Origin of the sequence: Flavobacterium rarum (SeqCode) (assembly GCF_965234445.1) — a bacterium.
Classification (GTDB): domain Bacteria; phylum Bacteroidota; class Bacteroidia; order Flavobacteriales; family Flavobacteriaceae; genus Flavobacterium; species Flavobacterium rarum.
In genome coordinates this window covers 56,231-80,957 of record NZ_OZ248483.1, presented here as the reverse complement: position 1 = coordinate 80,957, position 24,727 = coordinate 56,231, and the positions used below count along the sequence as shown (strand labels likewise).

Sequence of the window (24,727 nt, the reverse complement as noted above, 5' to 3'; positions counted from 1 at the left end):
TTCTGTGATTTTATTTTTTACTGTTTTCTTCAATTTTTGTCTCTAATTGGACTATCTTTTTTTGTTGTAAAGCAACAAGACGGTCAATCTGATCTCTTTCCCAATATTTATTCATAAAACGATCTGTTATGAATACTTTTATGAAATGTAATACAAAAAGAAACAACCATAACGTTATAATCCAAATACACCAATTGGTATCAATACCAATATCAAAAAAGCGATGCGCTGTAAATAAGAACAAACTGACCAACATAAAGAAAACAAAATGATAATACAGTCTTTTTTTTTGTTTTATTCGGTTTCTAGCATATTCGTATTGCTCGTGTAACTCTTTTTCCATCGTTGATTTTTTGCTTATAAAGATAAAATTATTTTTTTAATGATGCTCTCGAGATTATTGATTATTTATAATGAAAACGATTTCTTGAATTGAATTAAGAAAATAAATGATTCAATTTTTATATAATAACAAAAAAAGGGTTCTTTTTTTGTTATTATAGTAAAAATCCTTAGTTCTGAAAAAAATTAAAATTAATTCATTTACTTTGTTATAACTTTAAAAATGAAATAGTTATGTCAATCAAAAAACAATTTATAAAAACCAAGCCTGTTTGTAAAGTAACATTTAGTGTTGAAGCAAAAGAGGCTAATCAAGCATCCGTTATTGGAGATTTTAATAATTGGAGTATTGAAGAAGGAGCATTAAGCAAATTAAAAAATGGTACTTTCAAAGCCACTTTCGAGTTAAACAAAGACTCAACTTATGAATTTAAGTATGTTGTAGACGGGGAGTTTATAAATGAGCCCGAAGCAGATTCCTTCAAATGGAATGATTTTGCAGGTGCAGAAAATAGTGTTCTAGCCGTATAGTCGCAAAAAATAAAATCCGCTTTAGCGGATTTTATTTTTTTTAAACTGCTACGTTTCCTTTAATAAGGGCATGTGGTTCGTATCCTTCTAAAGTAAAATCTTCGAAATCAAATTCGAAGATGTTTTTTATAGCTGGATTCAAAATCATTTTTGGCAATGGTTTTGGCTCTCGAGTCAGTTGTAATTCGAGTTGCTCAAAATGATTGTTATAAATATGAGCGTCTCCAAAAGTGTGAATAAATTCACCAACTTCAAGATCGCAAACTTGAGCTATCATCATTGTAAGTAAGGCGTATGATGCTATATTAAAAGGAACCCCCAAGAAAATATCAGCACTTCTCTGGTATAATTGGCAGGAAAGTTTTCCTTTAGTTTCTCCTTTCGATTCATCTGGAGAAGCAACATAAAACTGAAAAAAAGCATGACAAGGAGGCAAAGCCGCTTTATTGTTGGCTACATTTTCTTCAAATGATTTTGTTGTGTCTGGAAGTACAGATGGATTCCAAGCAGAAACAAGCATTCTTCTGCTATTTGGATTTGATTTAAGTTCTGATATTAGCTCCGTTATTTGATCTATTTCTTCGCTATTCCAATTGCGCCATTGATGCCCATAAACAGGCCCAAGGTCACCTTTACTATCTGCCCAAGCATCCCAAATTTTAACGCCGTTTTCCTGCAGGTATTTAATATTAGTATCTCCCTTTAAAAACCAAAGCAACTCGTATATAATGGATTTTAGATGTAATTTTTTGGTGGTAACCATTGGAAAACCTTCACTTAGATCAAAACGCATTTGATAACCAAATACACTTTTGGTACCCGTTCCAGTACGATCTCCTTTTTGACAACCGTTTTCCATAACGTGTTGCACTAAATCTAGGTATTGTTTCATGTCTTTGAGAGGAAAAAAGCTATCTGCTCGTTTATGATTATTATTTATCTGATTTAATTTCAAAAAATAAAGACCGAAAATTAAATTAAAGTTCTCTTTTTGAAATTTCGTCTCGAATTTTTGCTGCTTTTTCGTAATCCTCGTGCTCTACAGCTTGATCCAAAAACTCGTTTAACTCCTGTAGACTGTGTTTGGAATACAAATCTCCCGATTCATTGGTTTCATCTGAATGCCCAAAAGTTTCTGGATTAGAAAGTATATCGTCTATTTCGCTAGAAGCATCTGATTCAAGAGGATTCGCTTTCAAATAAATACCCGCTTTGTCTAGTATGTTTTTATAGGTAAAAATAGGCGCACTAAATCGTATAGCCAAAGCAATAGCATCTGATGTTCTAGCATCAATTATCTCTTCGATTTTGTCTCTTTCGCAAATAATGCTAGAATAAAAAACGCCATCTACTAACTTATGAATTATTACTTGTTTTACAACAATATCAAATCGCTCAGCAAAATTTTTGAATAAATCATGTGTTAATGGACGAGGTGGTTTAATTTCTTTCTCTAAAGCAATAGCTATAGACTGAGCTTCAAATGCTCCAATAACGATAGGCAACTTCCTGTCACCATCAACCTCGTTTAGAATCAACGCATAAGCGCCATTCTGAGTTTGACTGTATGAAATTCCTTTAATAGATAATTTAACTAAGCTCATGTTGGTATAATAGAAAGCACAATGTACTTTATTAATTGGTATTTTTCTTTGTTCAAATAAAGTGCAATTTTAGTCAAAATTTATGGAACAAAAAAGCTACCAAAAGCAAAGATACAATTATCTTGTTTTTAGGTAGCTTAATTTATAAGAGAAAATAAATTTTAAGATTGTTGCTCTTTGAAAGTTTTAAATTTCTGGATCAATTGGGGTACAATTTCGAAAGCATCTCCTACTATTCCATAATCAGCAACTTTAAAGAAAGGCGCTTCAGGATCACTATTAATTACCACTTTTACTTTGGAAGAGTTAATACCAGCAATGTGTTGAATTGCACCAGAAATTCCGATTGCAAAATACAAATTGGTTGCAACTGGCTTCCCAGTTTGCCCAACGTGCTCTCCATGAGGTCTCCATCCTAAGTCTGAAACTGGTTTTGAACAAGCAGTTGCAGCTCCAAGAACTCCTGCCAATTCTTCTATCATTCCCCAGTTTTCTGGTCCTTTAAGTCCACGTCCTGCAGAAACTACAATATCAGCGTCTGCTATAGATACTTTTCCAGAAACTTTTTCAACAGAAACCACCTTAACTCCAAAATCAGCATCACCGATGGTTGGATTAAAATCTTCTTCTGTTAATGTAGAAGCACTCTCAAATATACCATATGAGTTTTTGGCAAGTGCCAATACTTTTATATCGGTATTGATTTCTGTAATATTGAAAGCTTTGTTTGAAAAAGCAGTTCTTTTTACTTGAAAAGGCGAAGTACTTAAAGGTAATCCTGTTACATTTGATGCAAAACCTGCCTCTAATGCTACAGCAACTAATGATGATAAGTAAATACTATCTGTTGTAGAAGAAAGTAAAACCAATTTTGCCCCTTCTTTTTGAGCCGCTTGCTTGATAACATCTGCATAAGCTTTGGCAGTAAATCCAGCTAATTTATCGTTATTTACTTTTAAAACTTTGTCTACTCCGTATTTTGACAATTCCGAAACATCCCCAGCATTTACTGCCACTGCTGTAACGGTTGTTCCTAATGACTCAGCTACTTTTTTGGCATAAGAAGCTAATTCTAATGCTACTTTTTTAAATTTTCCTTCTGCAGATTCTGCATATATTAATATTGACATATTTTTTTTGTTTAAAAGTTTAAAGTTTAAGGTTTAAAGTTTTGCAACTGAAAACTGCGACTGAAACTGATTACTAGATTACTTTCGCTTCGTTGTGTAATAAATTAATTAATTCATCCAAATTATCTGGAGAGATCAATTTTACCGCCGATTTTGGAGCTGGTTTTTCAAATTTCACTGCTTTGGTATTTACAGCAGCATCAACTGGCTCAAGTATTGTTAATACTTTTGTTCTTGCTGTCATAATTCCTCTCATGTTTGGGATACGTAGATCTTTTTCTTCTACCAATCCTTTTTGACCTCCAATGATTACTGGCAAAGTAGTGCTTACGGTTTCTTTACCACCATCGATTTCACGAACTGCAGTAACGTTTGCTCCATCAACTGTAATATTGGTACAAGAGTTTAAAAAATTATACCCTAAAATACCAGCTATCATTCCAGGAACCATACCACCATTATAATCCAAAGATTCTTTACCTGCGATTACAACATCATAACCTCCATTTTTAATTACTTCGGCCAATTGTTTAGCAACAAAAAAACCATCTGTAGGATTTGCATTGACACGAATCGCTTCATTGGCACCAATTGCCAAAGCTTTTCTCAATGTTGGCTCTGTATCTGGACCACCAACATTCACCACAGTTACTGTAGCTCCTTGTTGTTCTTGAAACCAAATAGCACGGGTTAGACCAAATTCGTCATTTGGATTAATTACATATTGAACTCCATTGGTATCAAACTCAGCGTCTCCGTTTGTGAAGTTGATCTTTGAAGTAGTATCAGGAACGTGGCTGATGCAAACTAATATTTTCATAATATATATTTTATAATTCGTAATTTCTTCGACAAATTTAAAATAATAAATTGAATAATATACTATGCATGCATAATATTTTTTAGAACTATTTCGATTTCGCCACCATATCTATGATTAGATTTATTTTAATCAGAATTATTATAAATAAAAAAGTAGATCTTTTGATTTGAGTACATTCCTTTTGGTTTGATTTTGATTTACAAGTAGTTGTAAATTTATAAATTATTCTTTTTTAGACTAAAACCTAGCCCGGATAGTAGCGGAATCCTTCTTGAGGTCTTGTCTCGTAACTAAAAACGAGACGAGAGATCAAGAAGATATAGCGAATAGCCGGACACGAGTGAAACGACTGGCGAAGCAAATAGCTCCAAAAAAAAACAATACCATAAAACCTTGTTATTTTAAAGTGTTTTATGCTTTTAAGTAATTTAAAATAATTATTTTTGCTTTTCTAAAATTACACACAGACTATATAATATGAGAACGATACAATTTAGAGAGGCCATTTGCGAAGCGATGAGTGAAGAAATGCGTCGCGATGAGTCCATATACTTAATGGGTGAAGAGGTAGCAGAGTACAACGGTGCCTACAAAGCGTCGAAAGGAATGCTGGCCGAATTTGGTGAAAAAAGAGTAATTGACACACCAATCGCTGAACTTGGCTTTACTGGAATAGCAGTAGGATCGGCCATGAATGGGTGTCGCCCGATAGTAGAATACATGACGTTCAACTTTTGTTTGGTTGGAATTGATCAAATTATAAATAATGCTGCCAAAATGCGTCAGATGACAGGCGGACAATTTAATGTACCTATTGTTTTTCGTGGACCGACTGCTTCAGCAGGTCAATTGGGAGCAACACACTCTCAAGCTATCGAGAACTGGTTTGCTAATACTCCAGGACTTAAAGTTATTGTTCCATCCAATGTTTATGATGCAAAAGGTTTATTGAAATCGGCTATCCGTGACAATGATCCTGTAATCTTCATGGAATCAGAGCAAATGTATGGTGACAAAGGAGAAGTGCCAGATGGTGAATACACTATTCCAATTGGAGTTGCAGATATCAAACGTGAAGGAACCGATGTAACTATCGTTTCTTTCGGAAAAATTATCAAAGAAGCGTATATTGCAGCTGATGAATTGGCCAAAGAAGGTATTTCTTGTGAAATAATCGATTTAAGAACGGTTCGTCCAATGGATAATGAAGCTATACTAACTTCAGTTAGAAAAACAAACCGATTGGTAATTCTTGAAGAAGCTTGGCCTTTTGCAAGTGTATCTTCGGAGATCGCTTATTTGGTTCAAGAACAAGCTTTTGATTTTCTAGATGCACCAATCCAACGAATCACTACGGCTGATACTCCAGCACCCTATTCTCCAGTATTATTAAAAGAATGGTTGCCAAATGCTACTGATGTTGTGAAAGCAGTAAAAAAAGTAATGTATAAAAAATAGATTTTTAGACTATTAGACTTAATAGATTGTTAGATTTTTAAATAGGTAAGATTTTATCTAAAATGTCTAACAATCTAAGAAGTCTAAACTTATAACTTCATCAGACATATATATTTGATGAAGTTTTTTTTTTGATAATTATGAAAAAACTTCTATTCTTCGGTTTGTTTTTATTCTTTGCTACAGTAAATTCCATTTATGCTCAAACCAAAGTGAGTGGAATTGTTATTGACAAATCCAAACAACCTGTTCCATTTGCCAATGTAATTTTCAAAAACACTAGTATTGGAACAGTAACCAATGAAGATGGGCGGTTCTATATAGAGTCTCCAAACACCTACAAAACAATTGTGATTAGCTCAATTGGTTTTTCAGAAAAAGAAATTACGCTTACCAAATCTATTAATTATAATTTCACTATTGAATTAAGCGAGCAAGAAAGCTTGAAAGAAGTAGTTATTTTTACTGGAAAAACATCCAAAAAAAACAATCCTGCTCTGGATATTCTAAGAAAAATTTGGGAGAAAAAACGCAAAAATGGACTATACCAATTTGCTCAATACCAAATGGAAAAATATGAAAAAGTAGAATTTGACATTAATTCTATTGACAGTGCCTACAAAAAACAAAAGATTTTCAAAGGCATGGAATTTATTTTCGACCATGTTGATACTTCCACTGTAACAGGAAAAACCTATTTGCCTATTTTTGTAAACGAAGCATTGATAGATGTGTATGGCGACAATAAAATTCCCAAAGTAAAAGAGATAACAAAGGCAAACAAAACTTCGGGATTTGAAGGAAATCAACAAATTCTTTCATTTATAAAAGATTTGTATTCTGATTATAACATCTACAACAACTACATCTCTTTATTCGACAAAAGTTTCACTAGCCCATTATCCAAAACAGGAATTGATGTTTACAATTATGTTTTAAAAGACAGTGCTTTCATTGATAAAAAATGGTGTTATAACATTGTTTTTTATCCAAGACGAAAAAATGAACTCACTTTCAAAGGAGATTTTTGGGTAAATGACACCACATTTGCTATCAAAAAAATCAATATGGCCGTTACCAAAAGTGCCAATATCAATTGGGTAAAAGACATTTATGTAGAACAAGAGTTTGAAGTTTTAAACGACTCTATCTTTCTTTTGACCAAGGATTATTTGATGTCTGATTTTGCTGTAAACAAAAAAGAAAAATCAAAAGGAGTTTACGGTAAACGAACTACATATTTCCAAAATCACAAATTCAATATCGAGAAACCGGCAAATTTTTACAAAGAAGAAGTCAACTTTGTAGACAACGAAGTCTATAAAAAGAGTGATGAATATTGGGAAGAAAACCGTTTTGAAAAACTAAGTAAAGACGAACAAGGGGTATATAAAATGCTAGACACCTTGCAAAATGTAAAGGCCTTCAAAAGAATCACTAACTTAGTACAGGTTCTTGCAAGCGGTTACATTAATTATGATTTCTTAGATATTGGACCAATTTTTTCCACTGTTGGTTACAATGAAGTAGAAGGTTTTAGGGTGCAATTAGGAGGCCGTACCTATTTTGGTCCAAATGATCCTTGGCGTGTACAAGCTTTTACGGCCTATGGTTTTCAAGACAAAAAATTCAAATATGGTTTTGCCGGAAAATGGATGATTGAAAAGAAAAACCGAATCATTGTTTCCGGAGGCAACAGACGTGATGTCGAACAATTGGGCGCCAGTTTGACTACTACCAATGATATTTTAGCAAGAAGCTATGGCTCTTCGGCTTTTTTTACCACAGGTTCCAATGGCAAACTTACCAATATCGGCTTAACAAATGCATACATTGCAATAGAACCTATTAAAAACCTAACGCTACAAACTGGAGTTAGTTATAAAACTTTAGAATCGGCCTCTCCTGTCTTTAGTTTGGACTATTATACAGCCTTACCGACAACGGCAAATCCTGCAGGAATTGTAAAAAGTACTACAACACAATCTGAGTTTAACATCCAAGCCGAATATACTCCAAACAGAAGAACTATTGCTTACGGTGTTGAAAGAAGTATTGCTAATAGCCCCTACTCTACCTTTTTTGCCAATTACAGTCAAGGATACAAAGGTATAGTTCATAGTGATTTTAATTACAAAAAAATCCAAATCTATTATAAACAACCCATAATCATTGGCCCTCTTGGTCGTACCAATTTGATTTTGGAACTCGGAAAAACCTTTGGAACCGTGCCTTTAGGCTTGTTGAGTATTGTACCCGGAAATCAAACTTTTTTTACCATTGAGAACGCATTTAGTAATTTAAACTATTACGAATTTGTAACCGATAAATATGCCACCTTTCAATGGAATCATGATTTCAATGGCAGATTGTTTGCCAGAGTCCCTTTTATGCGAAAACTCAATTGGAGAGAATTTGTAGGAGTAAAAGCCGCTTATGGAACCGTTTCCGATGCCAATAGAGCTATAAATGCTTCGGGACTTGAATATGTAGCTCCAGAAAATGTCTATTGGGAATACAACGCTGGAGTTGGAAATATCTTCAAAGTATTTCGTTTGGATTTTTCCTGGAGAGGAAGCTATCTCGACACACCAAACACCAATAGATTTGCGGTAAAAGGATCGTTTGGGTTCTTTTTTTAGGAGCTTTATCCAGCTATCATTCCAATCTTTTTTTAGGCTAAAAAAAATAGCCTAAAAAAAGGATTTTCCCTTCTATCTGGGCTAGGGCATTCGGGATTTTCAGAAAATTTGTCTTTATAAAAAATCACTATTTGTCTTCGAATATTTTTTTTACCCAAAATTTCAGCTCTGGAAAAATTGAACTTTGGAGCTTACTGTCAATAATCAAAGGTTTCAGACCAATGTATTTTTCATTTTGTAACACATAAATAGAAATTGTTTTTTCAGAAGGATTTACAATCCAATATTCTCTCACTCCATTTTCTTCGTACAAATCGTATTTAATATCCATTTCTTTCTTGGAATTTCCAGGAGACAGGATTTCAATAATCAAATCTGGAGCACCAAGACAACCTTTAACATCCAATTTTAATGGATCACAAACCACACATAAATCAGGTTGTACTACAGAGAGTATTTTGTTTTCATCTGTACTCTCTTTGTGATTTAACAAACGTACATCAAATGGTGCATAATAAAACTTACAAGGTTGATTTTTTAACAGCTTGGCAAGAACCAAAGTAATTGACATTGAAATATCTTGATGGAACCTGCTCGGAGCAGGACTCATCTTGAATATTTTACCTTTTATCAATTCAACTCTTTCAGAAAAATGCCAAAGCAAGTAATCTGCATAGCTATAAGTGCCTTTTAAATCAAGCTGTTTTATATTAGTTATAATGTTGCCCATTGTTATTTGAAATAATTTACTATTCACAAATTTACATATTTTATCTCAACCTATTTTGTTTAAAATTAGAATTTGGACAAGGTTAATTTTAATGCTTATTTTTGCTTTTAGAAAAATACAGCGACAAAAAATGCAACAAGCCATCGACCATCTTTTTCAAAAAGATTCCATATTTAAACACATTATAGATACTTACGGATTGCCTACAATCCCAAAAAGACCTCAAGGATTTGAGACTTTGGTACTATTGATTTTGGAACAACAAGTTTCTATAGATTCGGCGAAAGCCACATTTATAAAGATTAAAGCACATACAGCCTGTACTCCCAAAGCGATGTCTGTTTTACCCGACGAAGAGTTTAGAGCTTTAGGCGTTAGCCGACAAAAAACGAATTACATAAAAATACTAGCGCATGCAGTTCTGAATAAAGAACTTGATATTGACAGTTTAGCCACAAAAACAGCACAACAAGTTCGAGAAGAACTAATCAAATTAAAAGGAATTGGCAATTGGACTATCGATATTTATTTGATGTTTTGTTTACAAGAACCCGATTTAATTCCTTTAGGAGACATTGCAGTCGTAAACACAATTAAGGAATTGCTTGATATTCATGACAAACAAGAAATGGAAATACATACAGAACAATGGAGCCCTTATCGGTCCTACGCCACTTTTTTGCTTTGGCATTATTACCTTAGAAAAAGAAAAAGAACAATTACATACTAAAGAGCAAATTTCACGAAAACGTTATAGTTATATATTGCCTTTTTTTATTGCAGAAAAGCATTCTTTGATTACTTTTGCAGTCGTTAATAAATTAAGAAAAGATAAAAGAATAATGACTGCAGACAAATTAAAAACTTTTGATGTATTAATCGAAATACCAAGAGGAAGTAGAAATAAATACGAGTACGATTTTGAAATAAAAAGAATGCGTTTTGATAGAATGTTATTCTCTTCTATGATGTACCCAGCTGATTACGGTTTCATTCCAGAAACTTTGGCTTTGGATGGAGACCCATTAGACGTTTTGGTTTTAGTAACCGAACCTACTTTTCCTGGTTGCGTAATGGAAGTAAAGCCTATTGGAGTTTTCCACATGGCAGATGACAAAGGACCAGATGAGAAAGTAATCTGTGTACCGGTATCGGATCCAATCTGGAATTCACTTGAAAACTTATCTGACATCAACCCTCACTTATTGAAAGAAATTGAACATTTTTTCCAAGTATACAAAGATTTGGAGAACAAAGTTGTAGATGTTGAAGGTTGGGGAGATGTAAACGAAGCATTTGCAATCATCAAAGAATGTACGCAACGTTTTGATGATATTCCAAATAAACCAGAAGGATTATTTAGTATTAAATAATTTTTACCCATAATATTTATAAAAAAAGCAATGCTCTTCAATGAGTGTTGCTTTTTTTGTTTAAATTGCTATCGATTACAATTTTTATATTAACAAACCAAAAAGAATATTTATGAATACAATTATGATTTATGTGCCAATTTTTATGGCAATTATAGGGCTTATTTTTATGGCTATCAAAAGATCTTGGGTGTTAAAACAAGATCCAGGAGATGGCAAAATGAAAGAAATATCAGATCACATATATGAAGGGGCTTTGGCATTCTTAAACGCAGAATACCGTCTATTGGCTATTTTCGTTTTAATAGCAAGTGTTGTATTAGCAGGAATGTCTTTTGTATTTCAAACAACAAATATATTAATCGTTGTCGCTTTTGTTTTTGGCGCCTTTTTCTCAGCTTTTGCAGGAAATATGGGAATGAAAATTGCGACAAAAACCAATGTGAGAACTACGCAAGCGGCTCGTACAAGTTTACCACAAGCCTTGAAAGTTTCATTTGGCGGAGGAACCGTAATGGGTTTGGGTGTTGCAGGATTAGCAGTTCTTGGTTTAACAGGTTTCTTCATTGTCTTTTTTCATTATTTCATGGGTGGCGTTTGGACTTCTACAGAAGACATGACCAAAGTTCTTGAAACATTGGCTGGTTTTTCACTTGGAGCAGAATCAATTGCTTTGTTTGCACGTGTTGGCGGAGGGATTTATACAAAAGCAGCCGATGTAGGTGCCGATTTAGTTGGTAAAGTAGAAGCTGGAATTCCAGAAGATGACCCAAGAAATCCTGCTACAATTGCAGACAATGTTGGAGACAACGTTGGTGATGTTGCCGGAATGGGTGCCGATTTATTTGGTTCGTATGTAGCAACCGTATTGGCAGCAATGGTTCTGGGGAACTATGTAATTAAAGATATGGGTGGAAACATTCAAGACATTTTTGGTGGCATTGGTCCAATCTTGTTACCAATGGCAATTGCAGGTTTCGGAATTTTGTTTTCTATCATTGGTACTATGGTTGTAAAAATATCGGATGATAATGCCAAAGAAGCTCAAGTTCAAAAAGCTTTAAACATAGGAAACTGGATTTCTATTGCACTTACAGCAATTGCTTGTTTTGTTTTGGTTAAATATATGCTTCCAGAAACTATGAAAATGAGTTTCTTTGGAGAAGGAATAAAAGATATTTCATCCATGAGAGTTTTTTATGCTACAATTGTTGGATTAGTTGTTGGAGGAACAATCTCTTCCATTACTGAATATTACACTGGATTAGGAACTAAACCAGTTATGGCAATTGTTCAAAAATCATCTACAGGTGCAGGTACAAACGTAATTGCTGGATTGGCAACAGGAATGATTTCTACGTTTCCAACTGTACTTATATTTGCAGCAGCCATTTGGTCTTCTTATGCTTTGGCAGGATTCTACGGAGTAGCTTTGGCGGCTTCAGCAATGATGGCTACAACAGCAATGCAATTGGCTATTGATGCTTTTGGACCAATATCAGACAATGCTGGTGGTATTGCAGAAATGAGCGAATTACCAAAAGAAGTTCGTACTAGAACCGATATTTTGGATTCAGTAGGAAACACCACTGCGGCAACTGGAAAAGGATTTGCAATTGCTTCGGCTGCATTAACTTCTTTGGCTTTGTTTGCTGCTTATGTAACTTTCACAGGAATTGACGGAATTAATATTTTTAAAGCACCAGTATTGGCTATGCTTTTTGTTGGCGGAATGATTCCTGTTGTATTCTCTGCTTTGGCGATGAATTCAGTTGGAAAAGCAGCGATGGACATGGTGTACGAAGTACGTCGACAGTTCAAAGAAATTCCTGGAATTATGGAAGGAACTGGAAAACCAGAATATGCAAAATGTGTAGACATTTCGACCAAAGCCGCTTTGCGCGAAATGATGTTGCCTGGCGTTTTAACAATTGGTTTCCCAATTGCAATTGTTCTTTTAGGAAAATTAGTTTACGGAGATAACAATCAATTAATTGCCGAGATGTTGGGAGGTTATATGGCTGGAGTAACCGTTTCTGGAGTACTTTGGGCTGTTTTTCAAAACAATGCCGGTGGAGCTTGGGACAACGCCAAAAAATCTTTTGAAGCTGGAGTTCTAATTAATGGAGAAATGACATACAAAGGATCTGATTCACACAAAGCAGCTGTAACTGGAGATACTGTTGGAGATCCATTCAAAGATACTTCTGGACCTTCAATGAACATCTTAATCAAGTTGACTTGTTTGATAGGTTTGGTTATGGCACCAATTTTAGGTAGTGGCCATTCTGACGCTGCTGTATCGGCTTGTTGTTCGGATAAGAATACAACCGAGATGATTTGTACTTCTAGTAAATGTGATCCTGCAAAATTGGCGAACATGACCAAAGATGAATGCGCTGCAATGTGCAAAGAAAACGGTTGCTCTGAAGAATGTACTACAAAATGTTTATCCATGTATGATGCGAATGGAAAATTTGTGGGAGAAAAAACAAAAACGATCAAGTTGACTACAATGAAAGATGTTCGTGTAGAAATGACCAATGAAAACGGGAAAAGCAAAGCGACAGTAACAACTACAGCTAACGGGACTACAACTACTCAAAATTTTGAAGGAACCGAAGACGAAGTAAAAGCACAGATTGATGCTTTGAAATAAAAATCATTATTGAAGTTACGATTTTAATACTGAAAGCACCTCATAACAAAATTTGTCATGAGGTGCTTTTTTATTTAAAAAAGATTGAAAACCTAGTGCTCTAAAGCATATTCTTTAATCAAAGTAGAAGCTGGAATATGAAGATTTTCTGTAAGCAAACGAATTTGTTTAATAGTCAAAGCTCTTTTGCGTTTGAAAATTTCACTTACACTGGAACGACTATTCAAAATAACGCCTAAATCGGCATCAGAAATTCCTTTTTGTTCCATCATAAATTTAATAGCTTCAATTGGATCGGATTCAGGAATGGGGTAATGGATTTGTTCGTACTTTTCAATAAGTGTAACTAATATATCCAATTCATCTCCTTCTTGAGTGTTGGGTTTAGCATCAAATAGAAGATTAACTCTTTTCAGAGCTAAATCATAATCTTTTTCTGTTTTTATAGGGTTTATTTCCATTTTTTATAAGTTTTTAATATCTTTCAAATTATCATATTCGGAGTTATTTCCTACTAATAAAATAGAGACAATTTGTGTTATATTACTAATTTTCACGATTAGCCGATAATGATTGCCACAAATATTAAAAACCACTTTATTATTGCCAACAAAATCAGCTGAACCAAAAATAGATTTTATAGCATTAGAATTGACAAATATGTTTTTATCAAAAACCTCATGCCAAGCTAATAATTGCTGTTTTGAACTGGGATTTTGTTCCCAGAAATTCTGCAAGGTTCTTTTAGCAATTATTCTCATACGTGAATTTGTAGGGTCAAAGACAGCTTAAAATTCCCTAATTGTGAAAAATGAATTTATTTTTTAATCTTTACTAGGTAAGTATAAAGAACTATTTTCAACATTCTTAGTTTAAGAACTGCAGATGTGCGGTTTATTTAGAAGCTTTTAAATCTTTGATTAATTCAGATACTTCTGTATTCAATGCAAAAGCAATTTTTAGCATATTGCCCACCTTCAATTCTTGTTTTCCTTTAATATTTTTTTTTTAGATTTTCTACATCCATATCAGCATCTTGGGCAACTTCCCTAGTTTTCAACCCCTTTTCTTTGATGATTTCCTCAATACTATTTCCGAAAAAAAATAAAAAAAAGTCATCAAAACTTAATTTGATGACTTAATTATAATTTTACTAATTCAAAAATATTTATTCCATAGGCACTATTGTTTGATAAACTTCATCACTTTTACTTTATTTTCTTCATTGTATATTCTAACGAAATACATTCCACTCTCTAAATCACTAACATTATATTGATGATCTTTGGCTTGACTTTTATCGAAAGTTTTTACCAATTGTCCTGAAATAGCATAGATCTGAACTTTAGTAGTATTAGTATTTAGTACAAAATAATTAGATGCTGGATTTGGGTAAATATAAATGTCATTTAATACATCAAAATCAGTTGTAGCCAAAGTAGAAGTTTTGTTTCCGTAGATTCTAAACTCACCTGGTTGCAAAGAGATTGTTGCATTCATGTCGGTTACCGTATAGGGTGTATTATCCATTAGATTATACCATGATCCTGTATATTGAAAACCTGTCGAAACATTTTTCGCAGTAACATCAAAATTGGCAATTATAAGTACGTCTTTAAGGTCTGTACTAGCCAAAGCGCTGTTAGTAATTTTAATATTCGGAGTTAAACTTGAAGTGTTTGATACAGTTGCCATCCCTGAAAACACCGCTTCAGAAGTTTTCAAACCTATCATTCTTGCCCAATCATAATAGATTTTGTTCCTGTTATTATCCGCAAGCCAGTTGTTTGTCCATTGTGGCTGTGGTTTGGTATCCAATTTACAATCCCCTGCAATAGTTGACGAATTATCATTTACAGTTCCGTTATTACAAGTGAAAATAGATTTTTCCCATCCTAATTCTCCAAAGTGCCAGATCATTTTTGGTCCTGGAATTAATAATGATACGGCTCCAATTGCTGACATTCTAGACAAAGCAACATTTAAAGTTTTTACATTATGAGCTGTATTTGTTGAATTACCAAATTGTCCATTTTTGTACATCAAACGTTCTTCATCATGACTTTCGGCATACCCCATTAATCGATTGGCTGTAAACCCACGGCTCTGACTTGTCATTCCAGAAATATTTGCAGTATAACCCATTGATAACTCATTATAATTTGAGTTCATATTTCCCCACATCATCACTCCTTTACTTATTGGGTCATTAATTCTATAATTTGCCCATTGTTGTTCTTCAGTATTTCCTCCTAAATGTTCAAAAATTGTGTAATGAGTTGCATCCAAAGACCAAGAATAATCGGCATAAGCTTTAAGAACATCTACACGGTCTTGTTGGTAATTGCCCGTACATGCATCTTGACCACCAGCAACATTTGACGGACAATTTTGAGTAAATCCTTTGGTTAAATCCCAACGGAAACCGTCAATTTTGTATTCTTCTATCCATTGTTTAACCACGCGTTTTACATAATTTTGAGTTCTTGGTTGTTGATGATTAAAATCTTCTCCCACACTATAACTGTGCATAGCAGCAGTGTTATAATAAGGATTTTCTGTGGTTGGCGATCCCCATCCATCTCCTTCTGGATCATTCATCCACATACGAATCATTGGATTTCTACCAAAAGAATGATTTAAGGCAACATCAAGTATAACGGCTATTCCGTTTTGGTGACAAAGATCAATCAATTCTTTTAATTTGGTTGAAGGACCATAGAATTTATCCAAAGCCATGTGAAAAGAGGTATTATACCCCCAACTTTCGTTCCCTTCAAATTCCATAATTGGCATTAACTGAATGGCATTGATTTTTAAATTTTTGAAATAATCGATACGATTAATTAGGTCTTGGTAATTTCTATTCGCATCAAAATCTCTTACCAATACTTCGTAAACTACCAATTTATCTTTTTCTGGTTTTACAAAATTGGTTGTTGCCGCACTCCATACATAAGGCGTTTGTCCGGTTTGTAAAACGGTTACTTCTCTTTCTTGCCCTGCTGGATAAACAGGCATATTTGGGTAGGTTGCAACTGGAATTCCTGGGTCATCAAAAGGAGACAATACCAAAGTAGAATAAGGATCAGCTGTTTTTACCAATGCTGGAGAATTGGCTATAGGAGTTGTTTCTCCCACCCAATATTGATAAGTATTATTTACTCCCGAAACTAATCCAGTCAATTCCAACCAAAATTTGGTTGAGCCTAAAGTTGCGTCTTTTTTCATTGCATACAAGTTGTCCGGTTGCCAGTTATTAAAACTTCCGGCTACATATACAAAATCTTTCAAAGGTGCATCAAGAACTAAAGTAGCTTTGGTGGCATCATTAGGATTATAATTGATTCCATCGACCAAACCTACAGGAATAGTTTCAGAAACAGTATTTGGATTTATGACTACAGTGAATTTTTTGGTAACTGTTGTAGCACTTTGAGTTACTTCCAATTCATAGTTTTGGTTTGAAGTAATGTTGGTGTGATTGAATGCATAACTAGAAGTGCTTGCATTTGTATTAATGCTTACGCCGTTTGATTTTAAAATATAATTTGCTACACCATTGGTATTCGTAGCAGCTATCGAAAGACTTCCGCCTGTTGCTAGAATAGTAGTGCTATTTTGTGCAGGTGAAGTTAAGGTAACTTGAAAGGAGCCTACTTCGGCAAGAATATCTTGTGATTTTTTATCGCCAGTTCCATCTTTAGCTTTTATTAGAAAGCCAATTTTCCCAATATTTGTTGTATTGTAATAGGTAGTTGGAACAAAGGTCTTAGTGTAAGTATCACTCCCTACATTATATGTAAATTTACTGGCTTCATCTGAAGCAGTCCAAGAACCATTTAGTGGAGTTCCTTTTTGAGTTGTATCATTTAAGTCAAAAGCCCATGCCCATAAATAGAGTGCATTGCCTGTTACTCCCCAAGTAGATTCATTGATACTACTTCCATTAATGGTAATTGTAATAGAAGTTGTTTCTTCAAAAGTGGCTGGATTTATGGAATAAGTTGCTGTTTGCTGTTGGGCAATACTGCTCAATGACAAGAAAAGAAACAATAAAAGTATAAGTTTTTTCATAATCAAATCGATTTCGTTATATATTTAATAAATATAACTTTATTATAACACTTAAAATAACAGTTAGTTACGAACACATCTACGATAACGTTGTAGTGTTAAAAACTTTATTTTTTCGCGTTATTTTTCTGAATAGTTGAAAATTTTTAAAATAAAAAAGGGCTATCCGCAATGGATAGCCCTTTTTGAAATAAAACTAAAAATTAGTTTTTAGTAATAGTGTATTTGTAAACTCTTGGAACACTTAAGTCTAAAGTGATCGTGTAATTTCCGGCAGCAACAGCGATATTGTCACCGTCATATTGTAAATTAACACCATTCGCAGCAGTTTTTAGTTTTCCTAAGTTAAAAGTCCAAGCATTGTTAGCTCTAAATTTAAATTCTGCACCAGTTAAGTCAGCAGTTACAGACCATAATTTTTTAGTTTTATCATAAGTCATTGCTGTACTGTTGTCCCATCCTCCTGGAGTAGCGCTTCCAATGATTCCCCATGCAGTTGCAGTAGCAGAATACGTTAGTTTTGCAGGATCTGTATCTGCTTTAAACAAGTAGTAACCAGCTGCAGGCATGTCAATATCTCCACCTTTTGGATCTAGAGTTCCAGCAGTTGCACCCATTCCGTAATCAACAGGACCCCAATTAGGCTGTGCAGTCATTTTGTATTTTCCAGGAGCAGCAAAATATACATATCCTTCGAAATCAGTTTTTCCGTAACCAGATGATTCTAGTTGTGGTCCAGTAGATGGAGTCCAGTCAGATCCATATCCAGAAGCTGCTTGATAACCTCCTGGAAGCCATAATTTAGGACTTTCTGTAGTGTAAGGAGTTACAACAATAACAGTAACAGTAGAAACGATAGAAGTAGAAGTACCTGTTGTAGCTACAATTCTAATTTCAAAATTCGCAGCTTTAAAAGGTATTGCTTTCAATTTTAAAGCAGCGCCATTCATTACTTCAACAGTCACAGCTACTTGATTTGCAGAAACTACAGATCCTAAAGTTTCTGCTTTAGAGAAATCTCCTCCTTTTACATCCATTTGAACAGCGTAAGTCACTTCAACATCTCCACCAAAAGTAGCCGAATCCCAAGTGAAACGCTCTGCAGTAGCAGTGGCATTGGCAGGAGACAATACATAAATGGCACCTGCTGTAGGAGCAGTTAATACTGGAGCATCACCTGGAGTAATTACAGGTCTATTTTCAACATCGTCTTGAGTACAAGAGAACGCTACTATAGCGAATAAAGCAATTAATATTTTAGTTATATTTTTCATATTTCGTTAATTTAAGTTTAGATTATTAGTAACCAGGGTTTTGTATTAAATTTTGATTTGCTACGATAGCATCCGCAGGAATTGGGAAAATGTCTCTGAAACTTTGAGTTGGTGATCCCGTTTTAACTCCACCTTTCCAAGGCCAGATGTAAGCTCCGCCTGTGAATTTTCCAAAACGAACTAAATCTGTTCTTCTTTGCCCTTCAAAGTGAAACTCTCTTGCTCTTTCGTCTAGAATAAAATCAAGTGTCAAATCCGTTTGATTTATTGACGTTGTATTGGCTCTTGTTCTTACAGCATTGACATAAGTAGTTGCAGTACCTAAAGATCCAACTCCTCTTACTGCACATTCTGCATACATAAGGTAAGCATCTGCCAAACGGAAGATAGGAAAATCAATATCTACAAAGTTACCTGTTGCATCTGAACCTTGAGCTCCGTTTACTTTCACATTTCTGAATTTTTGAACTGCATAACCATCTGTAAAAGAACCTATGTTATTAATGTCTTTAGATTGTCCGTCAGTCCAGAATTTACCTCTAGTATCTGTGTTTCCAGCAGGGAACTTGTCAACAAATGCTGATGTAGTTCTAATACCACCCCAACCACCGTTGATTCCAAATGCTTTAGGATCCATAGATCCTCCAACTGGAGCGTGAGTTAAGAAAGTAGTTCCTCCGTACGTTTGAGTTCTTAAACCATCAAAAGCAATAGCGAAAATAAATTCGTTTTGTGCTCCATTGGTGTCATTATCGGCAAAAAACAATTGGTTGTAATTTGTGTGGATAGAATAAGGAGAAGCAATTACTTTATTAATTAAAGGTAAAGCCTCAGTATATTTATCAGTCCCAATATATACTTTAGCATTCATATACAATTTAGCTTGTAACATCCATGCTGCAGCTTGATCAACACGAAATTTTTCATTCGTTTTAGGCGCTTTTAAATCAGCAGTAATTGCAGTCAGCTCAGAATCAACAAAAGCGTACAATTCTGCTCTTGAAGAATAAGCAGGGTAGTAGAAATCAGATGGTGACTCTTCAGTTACTAGAGAACCTCCACCAAAACAATCTACTAAATGCCAGTAAGACAAAGCTCTTAAGAAACGTACTTCAGCTCTAAATTCTTTAACAATAGCTTTAGTAGCTGCATCAACTCCTCTTCCGTCTAATTTTGCATCAGTAGTTTGCTTTAAAAACTCATTACAGTTTACAATTTGAAAAGAGATTCTGTAGAATGTAGATTTGATAAATGAATCTCTATCCGTCCATGTTTGAGAATGGAAATCTTTGATAGATCCATCATTCCAACCGATAACAGCTTCATCAGTAGTTAATTCCTGCATTAACCACAATCCTCTTATGTATTGACTGGCTCCTTCATCACCGGAAACGTCTGGCTTTCCTGTAGGCCCTTCTTGCCCAGTAGTAGCAAATCCCGCATACAACTTAGCTAAACTTTCTTTATAAGAAGCTGGATTACTATAGAATTCTTCTCCAGGCACAGCCGTTGTACCTTCTGGCTCTTGAACTAAATCTCCAGTACATGATGACAAGAATCCCATCATCATTAACAAAGAAATACCCAATAATTTTATTTGTATCTTTTTCATTTTTCTTATTGTTATATTAGAAATTAACATTTAAACCTAACGTGAACGTAATTGGTCTTGGGTAAAAATTGTTATCAATACCGTTTGCAATCTCTGGATCTAATCCTTTGTAATCTGTAATTACCAATACGTTTTGTGCTGCAGCAGTCAATTGAACTAAAGGAGCATTTTCTTTTTGATTAAAAGTATACCCTAAGCTTATATTATCTAATCTTACAAAAGAAGCGTCCTGCACGTAGTAATCAGAATGTAATTGTTTGTCGTTAGACGTTGTAAAACCTGTATACAATAAATCTCGCGTACCGTTGCTTAAATAATTACCATTAGTTGTAATAACATTAGCTTCTGTACCATTGTTAGAATCTACATTATTATACATGTAATTACCATAACTTCCTCTAACGTTCATAGCAAATAACCAATTCTTGTAGGATACACTAGTATTGGCACCATAAAACACATCTGATGATGGTTTGTGAAAACGGTATAAATCTTTATCATTTACTACTCCATCTTTATTTCTGTCGATGAATACACCATCAAGTGGTTTTCCATCTGCGCCATATGCTTGTTCAAATACTAAGAACGAATTTGGAGCATATCCTACTTGTAAGTTTTGGATAGTATTACCTGTACCTCCTTGAATACCGCCTGTGTTTAAACCTGGAGTATTTGCTTGAGTTGTTGTTAATTTAGTAACCTCACTTTGTTGGAAAGTTACGTTTCCTCCAATGTTCCATTCCCAATTGTCATCTTTTACAGGAATAAAGTTAGCTGAAACCTCAATACCTTCTGCAGTTACAGATCCAATGTTGTAATTGTCTCTATCAGAAAATCCAAAAAAGGCTGGGTTAAACGTATTCAATAACAAATCGCTTGTTTCTTTTCTATAAACATCAGCAGTTCCTGTGATTCTATTTTTCAAGAATCCAAAATCAAGACCAATATTAGTTGATTCTGTTTGTTCCCACTTCAAGTTATTGTTGTAAGGTTGTGGTCTGTACGTATTGTAATAACTCCCTCCAAATGGATATTGAGCGGTACTGTTAGACACTAAATACAATGGAATCGATGGATAGATAGTACCAATGTCTTGCTGACCTGTTACCCCCCAGCTTAATCTAAGTTTAAGAGAAGACACACTTTCTACATTTTTTAAGAATCCTTCTTCATTGATTTTCCAAGCTAAAGCTACTGCAGGGAAACCTGACCAACGATTGTCTGTTGTAAAACGAGATGTACCATCATATCTATAAGAAGCCGTTAATAAATATTTGTCTGCAAAGGAGAATTGACCTCTAGCAAAGAAAGATTGTAAATTTAAATTGGTAGCTGCTACAGGAGTATCTACTGTTTGATTACTTTCAAAAGTATATCTCGATTGAGTACCATTATTATAGAAATTTTGGTAGTTGTAACCTGCAGTTACATCATAAACCAAACTTGCAGCATCAACAGTTCCTTTATAATTCAAGTACAAATCCATTAACTTATTGAAATTTGTACTTGTATTCCTGTAAGTATTATTAAATCCTGAACCTACTAAGCCATTTTTAAAACCAGCTGCGGTATCTCCATAAGACACTCCACTATTTTGATCGTAACCAAAGTTAGCCGTTGCTTTTAATTCTGGCAAAAAGTGTAATTTATAGTCAAATTGGATGTTACCAATACTTCTAAATGAATTACCCAAATTGTTGGTTTGGTTGATTTGTGACAAAGGGTTTGTGCTTGAATTAGGAGTGATTTTAGTTGGACTATCGTACCATTGGAAGTAGGTTCCGTCAGCATTTTTAACGCTTTGTGTAGGGTCATAACTAACAGCAGAACCAACAGCACCACGATTACTATAGTTGTTAACCATAGAAGAAGTATTGTTATTTAACTCTACTCTTAAATGTTTGTCAAAGAAATTTCCAACCAAAGCGGCTTGAAAAGTTGTTCTTTGAAGATTATCGCGAAGTAAAACCCCTTGTAAATTTGCATAACCAACAGAAGCTCTATAAGTAAGATTATCAAAACCACCACTAAGTGCAATATTGTTATCTGTACCAAAAGCGGTTCTGTAAATTTCTTTTTGCCAATCAGTTGAAGCAGCGCCTAAGAGAGCTATTTTGCTTGCGTCTCCATTTGCATTTACAAAAGATCTGTATTCATCTGTTCCCAAAACGTCTACTTGATTAGTTACTTCAGAAACTTGGAAATTCCCATTGTAAGAAACTTTAAGATCACCAGCTTTTCCTTTTTTGGTTGTAATGATTACAACTCCGTTTGAGGCACGAGAACCGTATATAGCTGTTGCAGAAGCGTCTTTCAAAACCGTAATAGACTCAATATTGTTTTGATTGATCGTAGCCAATGGATTTCTACCTCCATTAATTCCTCCAGCTTGAACAGCAACACCATCAATTACATACAATGGATCGTTGTTTGCAGACAAAGAAGCTCCTTGACGAATTCTAATAGTAGCGCCCTCTCCCGGAGAACCACCGCCATTAATTACCTGCATACCAGCGACTCTACCAGTAACCATTGCATCAGCAGAAACTACCGGTCCTTTGTTGAAGTCTTTAGTACTTAAAGCAGTAACGCCTCCTGTAGCATCTTTTTTCTTAACAGAACCGTATCCTACTTGTACTACTACTTCTTTCAATTGATTGGAATCTTCTTGAAGTTTAATAGTTAATGAGGTTTGAGATCCAACAGTAATTGTTCTAGTTGAATATCCCATATAAGATATGCTTAACACATCTGTAGGTTTGACATTGGTCAATTGAAATTTACCATCAAAACCTGTTGAAGCACCAGAGGCACTTCCTTCTATTTTTACATTTACTCCTGGAATTGGCAGTCCTGTTGCATTATCAACCACCATACCTTCTACTTTGTTCTGTGCTATTGCAAAAAACGGAAGCAGGAGTAATAAAAATAACAACTTTCTATAAATTGTTTTCATACTTTTTGTTTAAATTAATTGTTTTTTGGGTTAAGTTTTGTTTAAGTTATTTTTTACTTCGAATTTCAAAATTAAGGATTTATTAACACGCCCGACATGACATAAATCAAACCGGGTTACGAAAACGTGATAGTGTTGAAAACTTTGCTTTTTATATTTATTTTTATGGGAATAATTACAATAAATAAAAAATTATGTTACCTTTATTATGAATTAATTAGATTAAGAATCTAGGAATGCCACTATGAAGAAAAAAATTACTTTAAAACAAATTGCCAAAGAGCTTGACGTTTCCATCTCAACTGTCTCTAAATCATTACGTAACAGCCCTGAAATAGGAGAAGAAACAAGACTCAAAGTTCAAGCTTTTGCCAAATTCTATCATTACAAACCAAATAACATAGCACTAAGTCTTAAAAACAGAAAAACAAAAACAATAGGTATAATTATCCCAGAAATTGTTCATCATTTTTTCTCCACTGTTATTAATGGAATAGAACAAATTGCCAATGAAAACGGCTATAGTGTAGTCATCTGTTTATCCGACGATTCTTTTGACAAAGAGGTACTTAATATGGAATTATTAGCCAATGGAAGTATCGATGGATTTATTATGTCTCTGTCTAAAGAGACCCAATTCAAAGGTGATTTTCATCATATTACCGAAGTTATCAATCAAGGAATGCCAGTAGTTATGTTTGACCGAGTTACCAACGAGGTACTTTGTGACAAAGTAATTATTGACGATAAAATGGCAGCCTACGAAGCCGTACAAAGCTTAATAGACAAAGGCAGAAAGAAAATTGCACTTGTAACTACTGTTGATTATGTAAGTGTTGGCAAATTAAGAACCGATGGCTATACCAAAGCTTTACTAGACAATGGGTTGTTATTCGATGAGAGCTTAATTATAAAAATTGAAGACATTGATACTTGCGAAATCATTATAGGAAAACTACTAGAAGACAAAGCAATCGATGCTGTTTTGGCCGTAAATGAAATTTTTGCAGTTACTTGTATTAAAACTGCCAATAAAATAGGATTGAACGTACCCAAAGATTTAGCCGTTATTGCTTTTACAGACGGAATGATTTCCAAATACTCTACTCCTACTATTACTACGGTAAGTCAAAGCGGTGTAAAAATGGGCAACAGAGCCGCCAAAATCATTATAGACAGATTGGAATCTGAAGATGATGACGAAGAAAACTACAGTACTGAAGTTATCGAAACATATCTTGTAGAAAGAGAATCTACAGATTAATTTTTTTACAAATTAACACTACTTAAGAGTTCAATTTTAGGATAAAATATCTAATATTATCTTGAACCATTTGTATTAAAATTTCAGAAAAATAATTCTTTTTTGTTTCGTTTTTTTTTAATGAAATCTATTTGAAACTGAAAAGTAAAACTATAAAGTAAAAACTTGCATTAAAAAAAAACAAAACTGGAGGCGTAATACCCATCCAGTTTTTTTTTACAAAACAATTTGTACAATCAAGAAAAATTATCC

The 24,727-nt window shown here is 34.2% G+C and carries 19 protein-coding genes; 7 read left to right on the top strand and 12 right to left on the bottom strand.

The annotated features are described in order from the left end of the window. Positions 1 to 10: 10 nt before the first annotated feature. The gene (locus tag AC8GF4_RS06105; RefSeq protein WP_506593363.1) at positions 11 to 343 is read right to left on the bottom strand and encodes a 2TM domain-containing protein; all 333 of its coding nucleotides are present in this window, start codon (positions 341 to 343) and stop codon (positions 11 to 13) included. Positions 344 to 576: 233 nt separating this feature from the next. Between AC8GF4_RS06105 and AC8GF4_RS06100 the strand changes: the two genes are divergently transcribed. Continuing rightward, a complete protein-coding gene (locus AC8GF4_RS06100; RefSeq protein ID WP_506593362.1) occupies positions 577 to 873 on the top strand; it encodes an isoamylase early set domain-containing protein in 297 nt (98 codons plus the stop codon). Positions 874 to 913: 40 nt separating this feature from the next. Here the strand turns inward: AC8GF4_RS06100 and AC8GF4_RS06095 are convergent, their stop codons facing one another. From AC8GF4_RS06095 to AC8GF4_RS06080, 4 genes are all read right to left on the bottom strand, one after another. Then, the gene (locus AC8GF4_RS06095; RefSeq protein WP_506593361.1) at positions 914 to 1,765 is read right to left on the bottom strand and encodes a thymidylate synthase; all 852 of its coding nucleotides are present in this window, start codon (positions 1,763 to 1,765) and stop codon (positions 914 to 916) included. A gap of 85 nt (positions 1,766 to 1,850) precedes the next feature. Next, on the bottom strand, positions 1,851 to 2,477 hold the full coding sequence (locus AC8GF4_RS06090; RefSeq protein WP_506593360.1) for a bifunctional nuclease family protein: 627 nt from the start codon (positions 2,475 to 2,477) through the stop codon (positions 1,851 to 1,853). A gap of 161 nt (positions 2,478 to 2,638) precedes the next feature. Beyond that, entirely contained in the window at positions 2,639 to 3,607 is a 969-nt protein-coding gene (locus tag AC8GF4_RS06085; RefSeq protein WP_506593359.1) for an electron transfer flavoprotein subunit alpha/FixB family protein, read from the bottom strand. 73 nt (positions 3,608 to 3,680) lie between these two features. After that, complete coding sequence (locus tag AC8GF4_RS06080) at positions 3,681 to 4,427, bottom strand: electron transfer flavoprotein subunit beta/FixA family protein (protein ID WP_506593358.1); 747 nt, start codon at positions 4,425 to 4,427, stop codon at positions 3,681 to 3,683. Positions 4,428 to 4,907: 480 nt separating this feature from the next. On the opposite strand from AC8GF4_RS06080, the gene AC8GF4_RS06075 reads away from it, so the two are divergent. Both AC8GF4_RS06075 and AC8GF4_RS06070 read left to right on the top strand, forming a co-directional pair. Further along, a complete protein-coding gene (locus tag AC8GF4_RS06075) occupies positions 4,908 to 5,888 on the top strand; it encodes a pyruvate dehydrogenase complex E1 component subunit beta (RefSeq protein WP_506593357.1) in 981 nt (326 codons plus the stop codon). Between the two features lie 140 nt (positions 5,889 to 6,028). After that, on the top strand, positions 6,029 to 8,530 hold the full coding sequence (locus AC8GF4_RS06070) for a DUF5686 and carboxypeptidase-like regulatory domain-containing protein (RefSeq protein ID WP_506593356.1): 2,502 nt from the start codon (positions 6,029 to 6,031) through the stop codon (positions 8,528 to 8,530). A gap of 127 nt (positions 8,531 to 8,657) precedes the next feature. Here the strand turns inward: AC8GF4_RS06070 and AC8GF4_RS06065 are convergent, their stop codons facing one another. Beyond that, positions 8,658 to 9,260, bottom strand: a complete 603-nt coding sequence (locus AC8GF4_RS06065; protein WP_506593355.1) for a Uma2 family endonuclease — start codon at positions 9,258 to 9,260, stop codon at positions 8,658 to 8,660. Positions 9,261 to 9,390: 130 nt separating this feature from the next. On the opposite strand from AC8GF4_RS06065, the gene AC8GF4_RS06060 reads away from it, so the two are divergent. The 3 genes from AC8GF4_RS06060 to AC8GF4_RS06050 all read left to right on the top strand — a co-directional run bounded on the left by AC8GF4_RS06060 (position 9,391) and on the right by AC8GF4_RS06050 (position 13,292). Further along, entirely contained in the window at positions 9,391 to 9,990 is a 600-nt protein-coding gene (locus AC8GF4_RS06060) for a DNA-3-methyladenine glycosylase family protein (protein WP_506593354.1), read from the top strand. A gap of 112 nt (positions 9,991 to 10,102) precedes the next feature. Next, positions 10,103 to 10,633, top strand: a complete 531-nt coding sequence (locus tag AC8GF4_RS06055) for an inorganic diphosphatase (protein WP_506593352.1) — start codon at positions 10,103 to 10,105, stop codon at positions 10,631 to 10,633. Between the two features lie 112 nt (positions 10,634 to 10,745). Then, on the top strand, positions 10,746 to 13,292 hold the full coding sequence (locus AC8GF4_RS06050) for a sodium-translocating pyrophosphatase (RefSeq protein ID WP_506593351.1): 2,547 nt from the start codon (positions 10,746 to 10,748) through the stop codon (positions 13,290 to 13,292). A 92-nt stretch (positions 13,293 to 13,384) separates the two neighbouring features. On the opposite strand, the gene AC8GF4_RS06045 is transcribed toward AC8GF4_RS06050, so the two are convergent. The 6 genes from AC8GF4_RS06045 to AC8GF4_RS06020 form a co-directional block, all read right to left on the bottom strand. Beyond that, on the bottom strand, positions 13,385 to 13,753 hold the full coding sequence (locus AC8GF4_RS06045; protein ID WP_506593350.1) for a helix-turn-helix domain-containing protein: 369 nt from the start codon (positions 13,751 to 13,753) through the stop codon (positions 13,385 to 13,387). Positions 13,754 to 13,756: 3 nt separating this feature from the next. Further along, positions 13,757 to 14,053 (bottom strand): type II toxin-antitoxin system HigB family toxin, encoded by a 297-nt coding sequence (locus AC8GF4_RS06040; protein ID WP_506593349.1) that lies wholly within the window; start codon positions 14,051 to 14,053, stop codon positions 13,757 to 13,759. A gap of 421 nt (positions 14,054 to 14,474) precedes the next feature. After that, the gene (locus tag AC8GF4_RS06035) at positions 14,475 to 17,369 is read right to left on the bottom strand and encodes an alpha-amylase family glycosyl hydrolase (protein ID WP_506593348.1); all 2,895 of its coding nucleotides are present in this window, start codon (positions 17,367 to 17,369) and stop codon (positions 14,475 to 14,477) included. Positions 17,370 to 17,572: 203 nt separating this feature from the next. After that, on the bottom strand, positions 17,573 to 18,643 hold the full coding sequence (locus AC8GF4_RS06030; protein ID WP_506593347.1) for a SusE domain-containing protein: 1,071 nt from the start codon (positions 18,641 to 18,643) through the stop codon (positions 17,573 to 17,575). Between the two features lie 25 nt (positions 18,644 to 18,668). Further along, a complete protein-coding gene (locus AC8GF4_RS06025; protein ID WP_506593346.1) occupies positions 18,669 to 20,255 on the bottom strand; it encodes a RagB/SusD family nutrient uptake outer membrane protein in 1,587 nt (528 codons plus the stop codon). A 16-nt stretch (positions 20,256 to 20,271) separates the two neighbouring features. Then, positions 20,272 to 23,211 carry a SusC/RagA family TonB-linked outer membrane protein gene (locus AC8GF4_RS06020; protein WP_506593345.1) on the bottom strand — a complete coding sequence of 980 codons (2,940 nt, stop codon included), beginning with the start codon at positions 23,209 to 23,211 and terminating at the stop codon, positions 20,272 to 20,274. A 244-nt stretch (positions 23,212 to 23,455) separates the two neighbouring features. Between AC8GF4_RS06020 and AC8GF4_RS06015 the strand changes: the two genes are divergently transcribed. Next, positions 23,456 to 24,475, top strand: a complete 1,020-nt coding sequence (locus AC8GF4_RS06015; protein ID WP_506593343.1) for a LacI family DNA-binding transcriptional regulator — start codon at positions 23,456 to 23,458, stop codon at positions 24,473 to 24,475. Positions 24,476 to 24,727: the final 252 nt, after the last annotated feature.